This is a genomic window from Cytobacillus gottheilii (genome assembly GCF_900166665.1).
GTDB lineage: Bacteria > Bacillota > Bacilli > Bacillales > Cytobacillaceae > Cytobacillus > Cytobacillus gottheilii_A.
In genome coordinates this window covers 1,326,740-1,342,264 of the sequence record NZ_LT800494.1, presented here as the reverse complement: position 1 = coordinate 1,342,264, position 15,525 = coordinate 1,326,740, and the positions used below count along the sequence as shown (strand labels likewise).

The 15,525-nt window shown below is 40.7% G+C and carries 17 protein-coding genes; 3 read left to right on the top strand and 14 right to left on the bottom strand.

Annotated features, from left to right (window positions below; genetic code table 11):
- Window positions 1-95 precede the first annotated feature (95 nt).
- Complete coding sequence (gene spoVB / locus B7E07_RS06520; protein WP_080844707.1) at window positions 96-1,655, top strand: stage V sporulation protein B; 1,560 nt, start codon at window positions 96-98, stop codon at window positions 1,653-1,655.
- Window positions 1,656-2,227: 572 nt separating this feature from the next.
- On the opposite strand, the gene B7E07_RS06515 is transcribed toward spoVB, so the two are convergent.
- A complete protein-coding gene (locus B7E07_RS06515) occupies window positions 2,228-2,878 on the bottom strand; it encodes a DUF421 domain-containing protein (protein ID WP_080844705.1) in 651 nt (216 codons plus the stop codon).
- Window positions 2,879-3,101: 223 nt separating this feature from the next.
- Between B7E07_RS06515 and B7E07_RS06510 the strand changes: the two genes are divergently transcribed.
- The gene (locus B7E07_RS06510; protein ID WP_080844704.1) at window positions 3,102-3,494 is read left to right on the top strand and encodes a TIGR04086 family membrane protein; all 393 of its coding nucleotides are present in this window, start codon (window positions 3,102-3,104) and stop codon (window positions 3,492-3,494) included.
- A 40-nt stretch (window positions 3,495-3,534) separates the two neighbouring features.
- Here B7E07_RS06510 and yajC read toward each other — a convergent pair whose 3' ends face one another.
- The 12 genes from yajC to B7E07_RS06450 all read right to left on the bottom strand — a co-directional run bounded on the left by yajC (window position 3,535) and on the right by B7E07_RS06450 (window position 13,637).
- Window positions 3,535-3,819: a preprotein translocase subunit YajC gene (yajC, locus tag B7E07_RS06505; protein ID WP_066443191.1), complete on the bottom strand. Its 285-nt coding sequence runs from the start codon at window positions 3,817-3,819 to the stop codon at window positions 3,535-3,537.
- A gap of 24 nt (window positions 3,820-3,843) precedes the next feature.
- Window positions 3,844-4,983 carry a tRNA guanosine(34) transglycosylase Tgt gene (gene tgt, locus B7E07_RS06500; protein ID WP_066443190.1) on the bottom strand — a complete coding sequence of 380 codons (1,140 nt, stop codon included), beginning with the start codon at window positions 4,981-4,983 and terminating at the stop codon, window positions 3,844-3,846.
- 41 nt (window positions 4,984-5,024) lie between these two features.
- A complete protein-coding gene (queA, locus tag B7E07_RS06495; RefSeq protein ID WP_080844700.1) occupies window positions 5,025-6,053 on the bottom strand; it encodes a tRNA preQ1(34) S-adenosylmethionine ribosyltransferase-isomerase QueA in 1,029 nt (342 codons plus the stop codon).
- Between the two features lie 36 nt (window positions 6,054-6,089).
- Window positions 6,090-7,091 (bottom strand): Holliday junction branch migration DNA helicase RuvB, encoded by a 1,002-nt coding sequence (gene ruvB, locus B7E07_RS06490; RefSeq protein WP_080844699.1) that lies wholly within the window; start codon window positions 7,089-7,091, stop codon window positions 6,090-6,092.
- A 42-nt stretch (window positions 7,092-7,133) separates the two neighbouring features.
- Window positions 7,134-7,745: a Holliday junction branch migration protein RuvA gene (ruvA, locus tag B7E07_RS06485; protein ID WP_080844697.1), complete on the bottom strand. Its 612-nt coding sequence runs from the start codon at window positions 7,743-7,745 to the stop codon at window positions 7,134-7,136.
- A gap of 103 nt (window positions 7,746-7,848) precedes the next feature.
- Window positions 7,849-8,214: a monovalent cation/H(+) antiporter subunit G gene (gene mnhG / locus B7E07_RS06480; RefSeq protein WP_080844695.1), complete on the bottom strand. Its 366-nt coding sequence runs from the start codon at window positions 8,212-8,214 to the stop codon at window positions 7,849-7,851.
- The gene (locus B7E07_RS06475; protein WP_080844694.1) at window positions 8,192-8,476 is read right to left on the bottom strand and encodes a Na(+)/H(+) antiporter subunit F1; all 285 of its coding nucleotides are present in this window, start codon (window positions 8,474-8,476) and stop codon (window positions 8,192-8,194) included. The genes mnhG and B7E07_RS06475 overlap by 23 nt, the downstream gene beginning before the upstream one ends.
- Window positions 8,473-8,952, bottom strand: coding sequence for a Na+/H+ antiporter subunit E (locus B7E07_RS06470; protein ID WP_080844689.1), 480 nt, complete (start codon window positions 8,950-8,952; stop codon window positions 8,473-8,475). The genes B7E07_RS06475 and B7E07_RS06470 overlap by 4 nt, the downstream gene beginning before the upstream one ends.
- A 29-nt stretch (window positions 8,953-8,981) precedes the next feature.
- On the bottom strand, window positions 8,982-10,460 hold the full coding sequence (locus B7E07_RS06465) for a Na+/H+ antiporter subunit D (protein ID WP_080844687.1): 1,479 nt from the start codon (window positions 10,458-10,460) through the stop codon (window positions 8,982-8,984).
- The gene (locus B7E07_RS06460; protein ID WP_080844685.1) at window positions 10,453-10,791 is read right to left on the bottom strand and encodes a Na(+)/H(+) antiporter subunit C; all 339 of its coding nucleotides are present in this window, start codon (window positions 10,789-10,791) and stop codon (window positions 10,453-10,455) included. Before B7E07_RS06460 ends, B7E07_RS06465 begins: the two co-directional genes overlap by 8 nt.
- Window position 10,792: 1 nt before the next feature.
- Window positions 10,793-11,218: a Na(+)/H(+) antiporter subunit B gene (locus B7E07_RS06455; protein ID WP_080844684.1), complete on the bottom strand. Its 426-nt coding sequence runs from the start codon at window positions 11,216-11,218 to the stop codon at window positions 10,793-10,795.
- Entirely contained in the window at window positions 11,202-13,637 is a 2,436-nt protein-coding gene (locus B7E07_RS06450; protein WP_080844682.1) for a Na+/H+ antiporter subunit A, read from the bottom strand. Before B7E07_RS06450 ends, B7E07_RS06455 begins: the two co-directional genes overlap by 17 nt.
- Window positions 13,638-13,907: 270 nt before the next feature.
- Here B7E07_RS06450 and B7E07_RS06445 point away from each other — a divergent pair, with 270 nt between their 5' ends.
- Window positions 13,908-14,594 carry a universal stress protein gene (locus B7E07_RS06445; protein ID WP_080844681.1) on the top strand — a complete coding sequence of 229 codons (687 nt, stop codon included), beginning with the start codon at window positions 13,908-13,910 and terminating at the stop codon, window positions 14,592-14,594.
- 60 nt (window positions 14,595-14,654) lie between these two features.
- Here the strand turns inward: B7E07_RS06445 and B7E07_RS06440 are convergent, their stop codons facing one another.
- Window positions 14,655-15,206, bottom strand: coding sequence for a tyrosine-type recombinase/integrase (locus B7E07_RS06440; protein WP_080844679.1), 552 nt, complete (start codon window positions 15,204-15,206; stop codon window positions 14,655-14,657).
- Window positions 15,207-15,525: the final 319 nt, after the last annotated feature.

Sequence of the window (15,525 nt, the reverse complement as noted above, 5' to 3'; positions counted from 1 at the left end):
TAATACTGTTAAAAAAGCTTGTCATGCTTTGTCCACTCTCCTGCATATAGATAATTGTATAGCATTATACGTAATTTGAGAAGGCAGGGAGCAGAATGTCTAAATTTTTAAAAGGTACCATGATCCTGCTGGCAGCAGGGTTAGTTACTAGAGTTCTCGGATTTATCAATCGCATTGTTATTGCCCGGTCAATAGGAGCCGAGGGTGTTGGATTATATATGATGGCATATCCAACCTTTATCCTTGCCGTCACGATTACCCAGCTTGGTCTTCCTGTAGCCATTTCCAAATATGTAGCTGAAGCTGAAGCAGTAGGCGACGCACGTAAAACAAAAAAAATTCTTGTAGTTTCTTTAGCTACAACAATCTCATTATCACTTATTTTTACTCCTGCTTTAATCATCCTTGCTCCTTATTTATCAGAAACACTTTTTACAGATCCAAGAACACATTTGCCTTTACTCGCCATCGCACCCGTTGTTCCGATTATAGCGGTTTCTTCTGTGATTCGCGGTTATTTCCAGGGAAAACAAAATATGAAGCCAGCAGCATACTCACAATTGCTTGAACAGGCTGTTCGGATTACGTTAATTGCAGCTATGACCACGGCATTCCTTCCCTATGGGATCGAATATGCTGCAGCAGGAGCCATGCTCGCTTCTGTTGTAGGAGAACTTGTTTCATTAGCCTATTTATTAACTGCTTTTAAATTAAAAAAGAAATTCCGTGTCCGCAAGCAATTCTTTCAATATATCCAATCTGGGAAATCAACGTTCAAAGAACTTATGCGCGTAGCATTGCCAACCACAGGAAGCCGGATGATCGGTTCACTCGCCTGGTTTTTTGAGCCTATTGTCGTAGCACACAGTCTAGCACTGGCAGGGGTTGCAACGATTGCAGCAACGCAGAGCTATGGTGCGCTAACCGGCTTTGCAATGCCACTATTAATGCTTCCATCCTTTATTACACATGCCCTGTCAACATCATTGGTACCTGCAATTAGCGAGGCTTATTCAAAAAAGGATATGAAGCTTATTGAATATAGACTTCAGCAAGCCCTAAAATTTGTATTCATTTCAGGCGGACTAGCTGTGGTAATCCTATATGTTTTAGCAGAACCGCTTATGAACGTTCTATACGATTCGTCGACAGGAGCTGGCTTTATCAAATTAATGGCACCATTCTTCTTATTATACTTTTTCCAAGGCCCCCTTCAGGCAGCATTGCAGGCATTGGACCATGCCCGTGCTGCTATGATTAACAGTCTGATTGGAGCCGTTGTTAAAATCGCTGTTATTTTCGCACTTGCCAGTCAGCCGGCGTTTGGAATTAATGGCGTGGCTATTGGAATGCTCGTAGGTTTCGTCCTTGTAACCCTGCTGCATTTAGCGACGATCTTGAAAAAGATTTCTTTTACATTTCATGTACGCGATTATTTGAAAACTTTTATAATCATGGGACTTTCAGGATGGGCTGGATACTTTACATATCCACATTTGCACGAGTCTCCAATGCTGTTTTCAATCATCATCTGCATTTTCGTAATCGTAATAGTTTACTTCATTCTGCTGCTGCTCTTTGGATTACTAAGTAAACACGAATTGCGCCAAATTCCCCTGATTGGCCGATTTTTAGCCGTCTTCGCATCGAAGTAATGAAAGAGGTTCTGGATATTTTCATTTATACATTCGTTTAGGAATCAGAGGAAATAGACTATATGTGTTGCAGACACTCGGACCTATCTCCCTCCCGCTAAAAGCTAAGGACCCTTTGTTGTTAAAAAAACCCCAAACCATTAGACAGGAGATCATTGCTGATGGTTTGGGATTATTTATTTAGTTTCTCTTCCTTTCGTGATTCTATTTTCTAAATTATGGTATTCAGAGTGGTGTTTCTCCTCTTTCCGCGACTCCTTTTTCCAAATTCTAGATTTAGATTTCAGAGAGATGTTTCTCCCCTTTTCGCGACTCCTTTTTCCGAATTATGGATTTCAGAGGGATGTTTCTCTACTTTTCACGACTCCTTTTTCCAAATTCTAGATTCCAGAAGAGTGTTTCTCCGCTTTTCACGACTCTATTTTCCAAATTCTAGATTTTAGAGGGGTATTTCCCTCCTTTTTCGCTACTTACATAATGGTCCTGGCAAGGTTATCTCAGTCCCCGTGCTAACACATGACATGTCTATTATTTCCTGCTGTCCCCCTAAGCTTTTCAACACAGTTCTAGCCTTATTTCTCAATTTCATTTTTTATATCAATATAAAAACGCCCGCTTTCAAAGCTGCAAAATGATATGTCTTCTATGCCGTGGTAGCCTCTCTCACCTAACTCCTTCAGCAGCCATTCGTCTGTTTTATTTATACTTTCAAGATGCTCATATTGTATGACTCCATCTAGAATTAGCGGCCAGGTCACACCATTTTTAGCAGCTTTTTTCGTGAAAACGGATAAATGGCCAGAAGATTCGAGAACTGCCAATTCAACATCTGAAATAAGAGCAATGTCTTTATCACGCAGCTGAAGGAGCAGATCGTCAAAATTGTAATTTTGCTTTTTCATGGCGTACTCATCTATTTTGCCATTATTTATAATTATCGTTGGTTTTCCGTCCACTACATCTCTAAACTTCTTGCTTTTAAGTGATATGTAAGCAAATGTAACCTGCAGCAGCAGCAGGATGAGCATAGGAAGCACATTTTTAAACAGTGAAGATTTTGTTTGCTCCAGGGCCGTTACGGCTAACTCTGCCAGCATAATTGAGACAACTACATCCAGTACACTCAGTTCGCCGATTTCCCGCTTTCCCATCAATCGATAGATGACGGAAATTAATCCATACAAGAAGATCGTTCTGAAAATAATGATCATATACTCTTCCATTGAATGATCCCCCTTTAAAAACAGCTTTCTTTTTATTGTCAACGAACAAGAAAAATATATAAGCTTTATTTTTTCAGGGTGAGGGAAAAAAAGAAAATTTTGTTAGCGAAAAATGATTTTTTGCTTCTAATTTCTGCTCTTCTGAATATGCTTGTACAAAGAGATTGTGCGTGACAGGCCCTTGGCATTCACGCTAAAAAATTTGCAGATCATTTGAGGGGAGATGGTTCAAATAGAAGAGTCAAAAAACTTAGGCAGTGCTGTTCTTTTTGGGAATATTGCCATTTTTATCATTGCCATTGTAAGTAGTTTGTTTTTTTCGCTGCTGCTTTCGTTCACCTCTTTACAGGAGGCATCCCTGCAGCATGTCATTACCGCTGTATCATTTGTAGCACTATTTGCGGGGGGCTTTATTGCAGGAGGAAAAGGAAAGCAAAAAGGCTGGCTTCTTGGCGGCATTACAGGATTGCTCTATTCTCTCATTATCTTTCTTTTTCAGTATTTAGGACATGATCGTCTTTTTGATGGTGAACAAATCATCTATCATACGTGTTATATCCTGATTTGTATGATGGGCGGTATTTTAGGAGTAAATGTTAAGGGGAAATCTTCTTAATAATGATAAAAGCGGATCCAAAATCGGATCCGCTTCTTTATTATTTTGCAAGCATGTCTCCAGCTGATACTTCCGTTACTTCGCGAATTGCTGCGCGATCGTATGTAAGTCGGCTGCCGTCACCGCATTTGATAACAATCTTATCTTCATCAATTGCATCAACAAAACCATGAAGACCACCAATTGTTACAACTTTATCTCCCTTTTTCAAATCAGTCTGCATTTGCTGAACCGCTTTTTGGCGCTTCTGCTGCGGACGAATTAACAGGAAGTAAAACAATACAAACATCAATAGCAATGGTGCTAACGTTCCTAAGATTTCCATTCTTTTTTCCCCTCCTTTCAGGCATTAAAAGTTTTTCGCATTTGGCTTATTAAAACCATATTGTTCGAAAAACTCTTCTCTAAAGTCCCCCAGTCGATCTTCTCTGATTGCCTGTCTGACCCCTTCCATTAATTTTAACAGAAAATAGAGATTATGATAAGTTGTAAGCCTTATTCCAAAAGTTTCTTCACAGCGAATCAAATGACGAATGTATGCACGGCTGTAGTTTTTGCATGTATAGCAATCACAGTTCGGATCAAGCGGTCCGAAATCTTTTGCATACTTCGCATTTTTGACTACCAATCGACCTTCACTTGTCATTAATGTACCATTTCGGGCGATTCGGGTTGGCAATACACAATCAAACATATCGATTCCGCGAATAGCTCCATCAATTAACGAATCCGGTGAGCCTACTCCCATTAAGTATCTTGGCTTATTGTCAGGCAGCCATGGCGTCGTGAATTCAAGCACCCGGTTCATCACATCTTTTGGCTCTCCAACTGACAAGCCTCCAACTGCATAACCCGGGAAGTCAAGTGATACAAGATCCTTTGCACTTTGCTTGCGCAGATCTTCAAACTCGCCGCCCTGAACGATGCCAAACAATCCTTGGTCATTTGGACGCTGATGGGCTGTTAAGCAGCGTTCTGCCCATCTGGAGGTACGCTCAACCGATTTTTTCATATATTCGTGTGTTGCCGGAAATGGCGGGCACTCATCAAAGGCCATCATAATATCTGAACCTAAAGCATTTTGGATTTCCATTGCTTTTTCTGGAGATAAAAATAGCTTGTCTCCATTTAAATGATTGCGGAAGTGGACACCTTCCTCTTCAATTTTACGGAATTCACTTAAGCTGAACACTTGGAATCCGCCTGAGTCTGTCAGAATGGCACGATCCCAGTTCATAAATTTATGAAGTCCGCCTGCTTCTTGAATAATTTCATGGCCAGGACGAAGCCATAAATGATACGTATTGCTTAAGATGATGCCTGCTCCCATCTGAACTAAATCTTCAGGAGACATTGTTTTTACTGTTGCCAGTGTCCCAACAGGCATAAATACAGGTGTTTCAAAAGAACCATGCGGCGTATGTACACGGCCGAGTCTAGCTCCTGTTTGTTTACAAGTTTTAATTAATTCATAACGAATCGCTGTCACTATTTTTTCTCCTTCCGAGAATGGTGTTTCGAATTTATGTCTTACTTAATCAGCATTGCATCACCAAAGCTAAAGAAGCGGTAGCGTTCTTCAACAGCTGTGTTATAGGCATATAATACATTTTCTCTTCCTGCTAAGGCACTGATTAACATGATCAGTGTTGATTTTGGAAGGTGGAAATTTGTAATCATTCCATCAATCGCTTTAAATACAAAGCCAGGAAAAATAAAAATGTCTGTCCAGCCGCTAGCAGCAGCAAATTGTCCAGCATGGTCTCTTGCAATGGTTTCCAAGGTTCTTGTTGAAGTCGTTCCAACACTTATAATCTTACCGCCTTGCTCACGTACTTCATTCAGCAGGTTAGCTGTCCCCTCACTCATTTGATAATATTCAGCATGCATATCATGCTCTGTAAGGTCATCTACACTAACAGGTCTAAATGTACCTAAACCAACATGCAGAGTGATAAAGGCAATATGAACACCCATAGCTTTAATTTCTTCCAGTAATTCCTCTGTGAAGTGAAGTCCAGCCGTTGGAGCAGCTGCCGACCCGCGTTCTCTTGCAAATACAGTCTGGTAGCGTTCCTTATCATCCAACTGTTCTTTTATATATGGAGGAAGGGGCATTTCACCAAGACGATCGAGCACCTCATAAAAAATGCCTTCATAGCTGAATTCCAAAAGACGGCCACCATGCTCAGCTTCACCGATGCATGTTGCTGACAGCAAACCATCTCCAAACGTGATCACTGTACCTTCTTTGACGCGTTTCGCCGGCTTTATAAGGGTTTCCCACTTGTCACCCTCCTGCTGTTTTAATAAAAGAACCTCAATTTTCGCACCTGTTCCTTCTTTTTCGCCAAACAGCCTTGCTGGCAGTACTCTTGTGTCATTTAATACAATAGCATCTCCAGCTTTAAAATACTCCTTAATATGTTTAAATATATCGTGTTTGATTTCACCTGTTTCTTTATCAAGCACCATTAATCGGCTGCTTGTCCGATCCTCAAGCGGAGTTTGTGCAATCAGCTCCTCCGGCAAGTGAAAATCAAATAAATCTACCTTCATGTTGTCACCGTCTCCTGCTTAATAATTAAAATTCCTTTATTTCTCTGGCATTTCTATTTGAAAATGCTCGTAAACCAAGCCTGTCGCTACTCTTCCACGCGGTGTCCTCTGCAAGAACCCAATCTGCAGCAAATAAGGCTCATAGACATCTTCAATCGTATGAGCTTCTTCTCCAATAGTAGCTGCGATGGTTTCTAGTCCAACTGGGCCTCCGCGGAATTTCTCAATAAGCCCTATTAATAATTTATGGTCAATATGATCCAGTCCTAAACGGTCAACTTGCATCAATTCAAGCGCTTCATCTGTTATCAGAAGATCCACTGTTCCATTGCTTCGAACTTGAGCGAAGTCTCTTACTCTGCGAAGCAGACGATTGGCAATACGCGGAGTTCCTCGTGAACGGCGGGCAATTTCAATTGCAGCCCTATCATCAATTCCCGTTTCCAGAACTTCTGCCGTTCGCACAACAATTTGCTTCAGCTGTTCTTCCGTATAATATTCGAGCCTGCACATCACACCGAAGCGATCTCTTAAAGGAGCAGATAAAGAGCCTGCCCGCGTTGTCGCTCCAACAAGTGTGAAGGGAGGCAAGTCCAGGCGTACAGAACGAGCACTTGGTCCTTTGCCGATGACAATATCAAGGCAAAAATCCTCCATAGCCGGATAGAGGACTTCTTCAATCGAACGCGGCAGACGATGTATTTCATCAATAAACAACACATCTCCAGGCTCCAGCGCAGTTAAAATAGCGGCTAAATCACCAGGACGTTCAATAGCCGGTCCGGCAGTTGTTCTCAAATTGACGCCCATTTCATTTGCTATAATCGCGGCAAGTGTTGTTTTTCCAAGACCAGGCGGGCCGTATAATAAAACATGATCCAAAGTCTCTTGCCTCAGCTTGGCGGCCTGGATAAATACTTCAAGATTCGCCTTCACTTTATCCTGGCCAATGTATTGCCGGATCGTTTGAGGGCGCAGACTTTGTTCAAAAGTAACATCAAGCATATCCGCTTCGCCCGAAATAATACGTTCTTCCAACTCCATCACCTTCTTTATTCACTCAATATAGGAGCAGAGTATTTATTTTAAGAGTTTTTGCAATGCAGCTTTTATATATTGATCTGTAGTCATTTTTTCAGCCTTCAGTGCAGGCGTGATTTTCTTCAATTCGCGATCAGAGTATCCTAAGGCCTTCAGAGCCAATAAAGCTTCTTCATAATCCGCTTCATGCTCACTGGTTTTCTCAATGCTTTCATGGTCATTAAACAGATTAGGGAAATAATCTGGCACAAAGTCCTGCAGCTTTCCTTTTAAGTCAAGGATAATTTGTCTTGCCGTCTTTTTCCCCACACCTGGAAACTTCACCAAAAAGGCTTCATCTTCATTTTCAATCGCTGAAACGACTTGCTCTGGCTGCCCTGTTGCTAAAATGGCAAGTGCCCCTTTTGGCCCAATTCCAGTAACATTTATCAGCTTTGTAAAAAGTGTTTTTTCTTCTTGTGAAGTAAAACCGTATAATGCAAAAATATCTTCACGCACATAATGATATGTATGCACCTTCACTTCCAGCCCTGCCTTGCTTGAATAGCTGAATGGATTCGGTGTCAGTATTTGATAGCCGATGCCGCCGTTTTCAACAACAATAAATTCTGGTCCAATATAATCAATTTTGCCTTTAATATATTCGTACAAACTGTTCTCGCTCCTCTAAAATGCTGTCTTTCATTGTACCACACTCTGCTGCTTAATGACACAGGCATATCCTGCATGTCCCAAGCAGCAGAGTGTACAAATTCTAACCTTTTTCCTGCAATCGCTTTAACTCTTCCTTTAAATCGTCGCGGGCGCTTACTTCTGCCAGCTCCACATCTGTGCGATAAGCGGATCGGCAGATTAAATGAGCAGACACCGGTGCAGTCAGAAAGACAAAGAAGATGCCGAGCAGCAATTTTATACTAAAATATCCTTCTTGAAAGATAAAAAAGACGAATGTGCCAACAAGCGTACAAAGGACGCCTAAGGTGGAGCTTTTAGAGGCTGCGTGTGACCGCGTATAGACATCAGGCAAACGAACTAATCCAACAGCACTCAAAAAACTAATAATACACCCAATAAGAATGAGAGTAACAGCAGCGATTTCACTTAGGGCGCTTATGCTCAATGACAACACCTCTTTCTAAATATCTGGCAAACGCAATCGTTCCGATAAAGGATAAAATCCCGATCAATAAAATCACTTCAAAGAATGCAGTCGTTCTGAGCATAACAGAGATGATTGCGACCACTGCAATTAGATTGATGCCAATTGAATCAAGTGCCTGCACTTTGTCAGGGATCGATGGCCCTTTTATGAGACGGTAAATGGCTGCAATTATGGAAAGAACTAAAAAGAATATCGATATCAATAGAATCGTATAAATCATTTGCGTGTCACCTTCTTAATGGCCATTTCAAACTTTTGCTTGGACCGGAGTACAGATTTCTTAGACTCAGGAATATCCATTGCATGCATATAAAACACTTTATTGTCATTGGAAACTTCTATTACGACAGAGCCGGGTGTTAAGCTCAGCAAGAGGGCCAAAAGTGTAATTTCCAGATCTCCCTCTAAGTCTGTCCGCAGTTTAAAAATACCCGGTGTAATATTAATTTTTGGTCTAGTTACTTGCCGAATCACTAAAATACTAGATGAAAGCAGTTCTCTCAAGAAAATAAAAAACAGCTTTAAAACATTTAAAATGGTAATCAGATAAAACTGATCACGCAAATATTTTCGTAATATAAATAAGACGAAGATCCCGACTATATAGCCTGATAAGAATGTGATGGCACTCCAATCGTTTTGCAGAAAACTCCATAGTATCGCTATAAATAAATTTGTCAGCACCTGTTTTGGCATCAGCTTCACCCCAATCTTTAGCCTTCTATTTATTCTCCAAATACAGCATTGATATAGAGCTCTGGGTTCATCAGTCCTTCTGCCGCCAAATTGACATACGAACTAATCCCTTCAGCACCGACTCCAAGCAGAACCGCTAATCCTGTTAAAAGAGCAATCGGCACCATTACACCCTTTGTAGTTCCTTTTTCCATTTCCTCACTGAGGTATGTCTCTCCCCAAAACGCGTTCATAAATATTTTCATAATTGAATATAAAACGAGAAGACTTATCAGAAGGCCAATGCCCCCAAGCCAATAATACTCTGCTTCAAAGATACCTTGTGTGATAAATACCTTGCCTAAAAAGCCGCTTAACGGAGGAATGCCTGCCAATGCTAAAGCTGCTGTGAAAAACATCCAGCCTAAATAAGGATGTGTGCGAATCAAACCGCTCATATCTTCAAGCTTACTCGTGCCGGTCAGTGAAATAATCGTTCCTCCAATAAGGAAAATAAGAGCTTTTATAATCATGTCATGAATCAGATAAAATACGGACCCTGTCATGCCTGCAATCGACATTGAGGCAAGTCCAGCCATTATAAAACCGACACCGATGATCACATTATAGGTTAAAATTTTCTTAATATCTCCATAAGCCACTGCCCCAATTGCGCCTAACACCATCGTAGCAGCGCCAAGAATGCCAATGAGCAGATGGGTAATGTGCGGCTCATGATAAAACACAAGCGTAAACAAACGGAAAATTGCATACATGCCTACTTTTGTCAGCAAACCTGCAAATACAGCAGCAATTGCGGTTGGCGGAGCACTATAAGACCCTGGAAGCCAGAAAAACAGCAGTAAACCGGCCTTTAAACTAAACACGACCAAAAAGACGAGTGAAATGGCTGTCAACATTCCTCCTTGACCTGCCTCTGCCACCTTAACAGAGAGATCGGCCATGTTTAACGTACCTAGCACCGCGTATAAATAAGCCACTCCAACTAAGAATAAAAATGACGAAATAAGATTGATCAGCACATATTTAATAGATTCTCTCAGCTGTTTCCGTGTCCCGCCTAAAGACAGCAGCACATAGGAAGAGATCAGCATTACTTCAAAACAAACAAATAAATTAAAGAGATCTCCAGTTAAAAAAGACCCGTTCACTCCTGTAATCAAAAATAAGAACAAAGGATAGAAATAATGGCTTTCCCTTTCTTTGCCAATCGTCTTAAAAGCAAATAACAGACATGACAGGGCAACAATACTTGTTGTTGTCAGCAAAAGACTTGAGAACATATCGGCAGCATAAGTGATCCCAAAAGGAGCCTGCCAGCCTCCAATCTGCAAGGTTTGAATCCCATCTTGATCATTTTGAATCATCAGCAGCACTGCGACAGCGCCAGTTGCCGTTATGCTGGCAGCACTTACTACTTTCTGAAGTGTTATATTCTTTCTAAACAGAACCATTAAAAGTCCCATAACCAAAGGGATGACGATGGGCAGTACCAGCAAGTTATTCATCCTCATTCCCCCTCATTTTCTCTGTGTTGTCTGTTCCTATAACCTTATAAGCCCGGTAACTTAATACTAAAAACAAGGCTGTTGTAGCAAAATTGATTACAATGGCCGTTAAAATTAATGCCTGTGGTATAGGATCTGTGAATGTAATCTCCTCAAAGCCTAAAAGCGGCGGACCGCCAGCCTTTACTCCACCCATTGTTAATATGAGAAGATGAACACCATGACTTATAATCGAAGTTCCTAAAATAATCCGAAGCAGGCTTTTCGTTAAGATTAAATACGTTCCAATGGCAAAGAACAATCCAATTAAAATTGACATCAATGTTTCCATATCATCGATCCTCACTTATCGTCATGATGACCGTAACCGCCGTGCCAATAACAGCCAGAGCGACTCCAACATCAAACAGAACAGCCGTAGCAAGCTCAGTCTTTCCGAATATTGGCAGGTCAAAATAATTAAAAGCATGAGATAGAAATGGCGCATCAAATAGGAGGGAACCAAGCCCTGTTCCAACGGCAATCAAAACGCCGAACACAGCCACCTTTTTAAAGTCGACCGCTATATTCTCACTCACCGTTTCAATATCATAGCTTAGAAACAAAAGAGTGAGAGCTGCAGCAAAGCCCAAGCCGCCAATAAACCCGCCTCCTGGAAGATGATGCCCAGAGAAAAAGAGGTTAATAGAGAAAGTGAAAATAATGACGACTGCCACCTTTGTGACACTTCTTAAAATAACATCATTCGGCTCCTTCATCTTTCTCCCTCCTTGCTAACCTTAATTTAATCAATGTATAAACCCCAAGTCCCACGACGGTCAGCACAAAAATTTCCAGCATCGTGTCAAGCCCGCGGAAATCAACCAGTATGGCATTTACAATATTCCTTGCTCCTGCAAGCTCATACGAATTTTCAAAATATGAGGATACTGGTTCAAACATTCTGCTGCTGTTCGCTGATAATGCCAACAAAGTAACGACCGTTCCTACACCTAGCGAAATGATTAAATTGATTGGCTTGAATGGTACTCCTTTTTTCTCTTCTTTTTTTTCATGATCTTTTTTAAATTTCGGCAAATGGTAAAAGCATAGTAAAAACAGAGCAGTTGTGACCGTCTCTACCACAAGCTGCGTTAAAGCCAAATCTGGCGCTCTGAACAGAACGAAGAAGATGGCCACCAGGTAACCGAGTGCGCCAACTGCAATTATGGCAGTCAGACGCGACTTGGCAAATAACACAGTTAACGCCGCAGCCAGCATACAGCCCATAATGCCGACTTCATAAAAACTCACTGGTGCGTCATTTGAAACATCAATTGAAAATGCACCAGGCAGCAGCAGCGCACCTCCCCAAACAACGATCAGAAGAGAGAAGATGTAAATCATATATGCGCGCAGAGAACCTGTCATATACTGATCTGTAATGGTTTTTGCTCCGCTTTCCATTTTGGCCAGACCATTATCATATAAGCGATTAAGCGTAACACTTTGCGGATAAACGCTGTATAGCCCGATCCATTTTTTTAAAAGAACATATAAAATAGCCCCGACAACAACAACGCCAATTGTCATAAATAATTCCGTATTCCAGCCATGCCAGGCACTGATTTTCATTTCAATATCAACCGCAGTCACTTCCTCCGGCAATAATGAAGCTAGAGCCGGCTTCAATAAATAATTTGATAGGACATTTGGAAAAAAGAAAAAGATCACAACTAGAGAAGCCAAAATAGCAGGTGGTATCAGCATGCCAAGCGGTGCTTCATGCGCCGGTTTTTCAAGCATTTTAGGCTTATATTTCCCACCGAACGTTTTGAAGACAAGTATCATACTATAAACAAACGTGAAAACACTTGCGATCCAAGCAATAACAGGAAATAGTACCCCAATTGTCTCCATGTTAAAAATTTCTAGCTGTGAGGCATTTACAACTGCCGTAAAAAACATTTCCTTACTCAAGAAACCGTTAAATGGCGGCAAGCCTGCCATAGCAAAGCTTCCGATAACAGCAAGTGTAAAAGAAATCGGCATAAAACTCAGTAAACCGCCCAGCTTACGGATATCACGTGTACCCGTTTCATGGTCAATGATTCCAACAACCATGAACAAGGACCCTTTAAAGGTAGAATGATTGACTAAGTGGAATACAGCAGCAAGTGATGCGATCGCATATACAGACGATTCTTCGTTGTAGCCAAAATACAAAATGGCAGAGCCAATCCCAAGCAAGCTCATAATTAAACCAAGCTGACTGATGGTGGAATAAGCAAGCAATGCTTTTAAATCCGTCTGCCTGACAGCATTAACAGAGCCGTATAACAAGGTTAGTATTCCAATTCCTGACACAAGCCAAAACCATTCAGCTGTTCCTCCAAAAACCGGCGTAAAGCGGGCAACTAAATAAATGCCAGCCTTGACCATCGTTGCTGAATGCAAATAAGCACTAATTGGCGTTGGTGCCTCCATTGCGTCCGGAAGCCAAATACTAAAAGGAAACTGAGCAGATTTTGTAAAAGCCCCAATCAAGATTAAGATCATCATAGGAAAAAACAGCTCATGACCATGAATGATATCCATTTGAGCGGCAATTTCCCGCATGCTATAAGTATCCGTTATGATGGAAAGCATAATAAAGCCCGCGAGCATACTCAGACCGCCAAAAATGGTAATCATCATTGATTTCTGAGCTCCGTAGCGAGAACGCTGCCGCTGATACCAGTAGGCAATTAATAAGAATGAAGAAATACTTGTTAACTCCCAGAAGACGTAAATCACAAGGACATTATCCGAGAACACCAGTCCCAGCATGGCACCCATAAACATCATAAGATACACATAGAAATTATGGAGAGCTTCCCGCTCCTTAGAGAGGTAGAAGATCGAATAAAAAATAACAAGAGCTCCAATTCCTGTGATGAGAAGACCGAATACTAAAGATAATCCATCCATATAGAGCTCAAAATTGATGTCATAAGTGGGGATCCACTGAACAAGGTAGGTAAATGTTTTACCGGCTGATATGGAAGGAATATACGTTAATAAATAGATAAAAATCAGTAACGGTATAAACATTACGAACCAGCCTATATGAATTTTGTGATTGCACACTTTATGCAAAAAGGGAACAATGATAGCAGCAATAAATGGTACTAAAATGATGATGCTTAGCCATACCATATTGGAGTACCTCCTTTATATAAATTTTTAATGAGAACATGCCGAGTAAAGAAAGAACCCTTTTAAAACGTATTCTTCCGGTCCGATCTGCCGTGGTGCAAAATGATCGTTACTGGTGATCTGGATGCATATTTTATCTTTTAAAAAAGGACTGCTTTAATTTTGTTTTTTACATTGACTGTGTGTGTGTCATGAGCTATAGTCATACATAGCCAATTTAATAAAGATTTTTGATTAGTTATTTCACATCTATTACGAGGTGAGCTTTAAATGAAGAAAATTAAAGGTCGTATGGACGAAAGCATCTTAGTGTGCGTCTACTATGGCCCGAATGGAGAACGACTTATTCAGCGCGGCAGCAAGCTCGCAAACATGCTTGATTGTCCACTTTATATTTTGACGATAGACCCTAAGCCATTTGATGAAATGGATGCAGAGAAATCTCACTATATTACCAGATGGCAGCAGCTGGCAGAGAAACAAGGCGCTGATGCTTTTATCTTAAGAGATAATGAAAAGAAACCTGTATCTAAAGTGATTGCCGAAGTTGCCCGAGAACAGCATATTACGCAGATTATTCTAGGCCAGACAGCACAAAGCCGATGGGAGCAAATTGCAAAAGGATCCATTATTAATTCTTTGCTGCGCGAAATCCCTTTTGTAGACCTTCATATCATCTCTGTTTCTCGTGATCTGAAAGATAATGAAGGTTTGTTTGAGAAAGGCGTTCGTGCATATCTTGTCAAAGACAGTGAGCAATATCGGGTCATTTTCAAACATTCCAAAAATGTTGAATACGAAGGAATCTTCTTCAAGGACAGCTGTACAGACTTTAACAATGGAATTTTTAAATTTATGAAAAACAACGAGATGCTTCAAGTAAACGTGACTGAGGATATTGTGACAGATTTGACACATGTCGATATGAACACAACGCTTGAGGATACTGACGATTAATTCTAGCCTCCGCATCAAAATGCGGGGGTTTTCTTTATGTTCATTCCTTGCATTTATCGCCTACAAATTCACATCGACTTTGATCATCTGCCCCTCGTGTTTATCAATTCCAATATACTTTAACGTCTCAGCAGAAGAATGATGCTGATAGATCCCCTTAATAATCGAGATCGCAATCCCTTTGCGATAAGCATGATACCCAAATGTTTTGCGGAGGGTATGCGTACCAATTTTTCCTGGTATGCCAACCTTTTTGGCAGCAGTGTTAATGATTCTATAGGCCTGCTGTCTGGTAATCGGCAACTCATTCTTTTTTGACTTGAATAAATAATCATCATGGTGGTAATTAAACTGTCCCAGGTATTTCTGCAATTCTACACGCACGGCATGATTCAAATAGATTGTCTGCTGTGATTCTTCCAATTCTAAAAACTCTTTTGTTCCGCTACCATCAGATACATCGCTGATTTTTAATGAAAGTAAGTCACTAATTCTGATCCCGGTATTAATTCCTAAAACAAAAAGAAGCAAATCCCTTTGTGACTGTTCCTTTAATTCTTTTTTTATTTCATTAATACTTTGAATATCTTTAATAGGATCGACATACTCCACAGAATTTCCTCCTGATATCTAATGTTACTTAATTACATGTTAACAAATACTATGTAACATTACAAATGTTTAATCCGCAATAAAAAGACCAGGACATCTGTCACCGGCCGTAACTAAACTTATTGCTTTTTTTTGAAGCGTTTATGCAAGCTTTTGCTGTTTAACAGATTTCTTACGCCAAACGATTAGGAGGAAACTAAGCTCTCTTGTTGCTATGAAGCTTCGTGGTCGCAGCTTCCCACTCACCACGGAGGAGTCTTGTACTCTTCTGTTTTAGGCATAATACTTAAAATATTCAATTAGAAAAGGCCTTTTATAA

Coding starts and splice junctions, on each gene's coding strand:
- spoVB (WP_080844707.1), top strand. CDS start 96: ATGTCTAAATTTTTAAAAGGTACCATGATCCTGCTGGCAGCAGGGTTA.
- B7E07_RS06515 (WP_080844705.1), bottom strand. CDS start 2,878: ATGGAAGAGTATATGATCATTATTTTCAGAACGATCTTCTTGTATGGA.
- B7E07_RS06510 (WP_080844704.1), top strand. CDS start 3,102: ATGGTTCAAATAGAAGAGTCAAAAAACTTAGGCAGTGCTGTTCTTTTT.
- yajC (WP_066443191.1), bottom strand. CDS start 3,819: ATGGAAATCTTAGGAACGTTAGCACCATTGCTATTGATGTTTGTATTG.
- queA (WP_080844700.1), bottom strand. CDS start 6,053: ATGAAGGTAGATTTATTTGATTTTCACTTGCCGGAGGAGCTGATTGCA.
- B7E07_RS06475 (WP_080844694.1), bottom strand. CDS start 8,476: ATGATTTATACGATTCTATTGATATCGATATTCTTTTTAGTTCTTTCC.
- B7E07_RS06470 (WP_080844689.1), bottom strand. CDS start 8,952: ATGCCAAAACAGGTGCTGACAAATTTATTTATAGCGATACTATGGAGT.
- B7E07_RS06465 (WP_080844687.1), bottom strand. CDS start 10,460: ATGAATAACTTGCTGGTACTGCCCATCGTCATCCCTTTGGTTATGGGA.
- B7E07_RS06460 (WP_080844685.1), bottom strand. CDS start 10,791: ATGGAAACATTGATGTCAATTTTAATTGGATTGTTCTTTGCCATTGGA.
- B7E07_RS06455 (WP_080844684.1), bottom strand. CDS start 11,218: ATGAAGGAGCCGAATGATGTTATTTTAAGAAGTGTCACAAAGGTGGCA.
- B7E07_RS06450 (WP_080844682.1), bottom strand. CDS start 13,637: ATGGTATGGCTAAGCATCATCATTTTAGTACCATTTATTGCTGCTATC.
- B7E07_RS06445 (WP_080844681.1), top strand. CDS start 13,908: ATGAAGAAAATTAAAGGTCGTATGGACGAAAGCATCTTAGTGTGCGTC.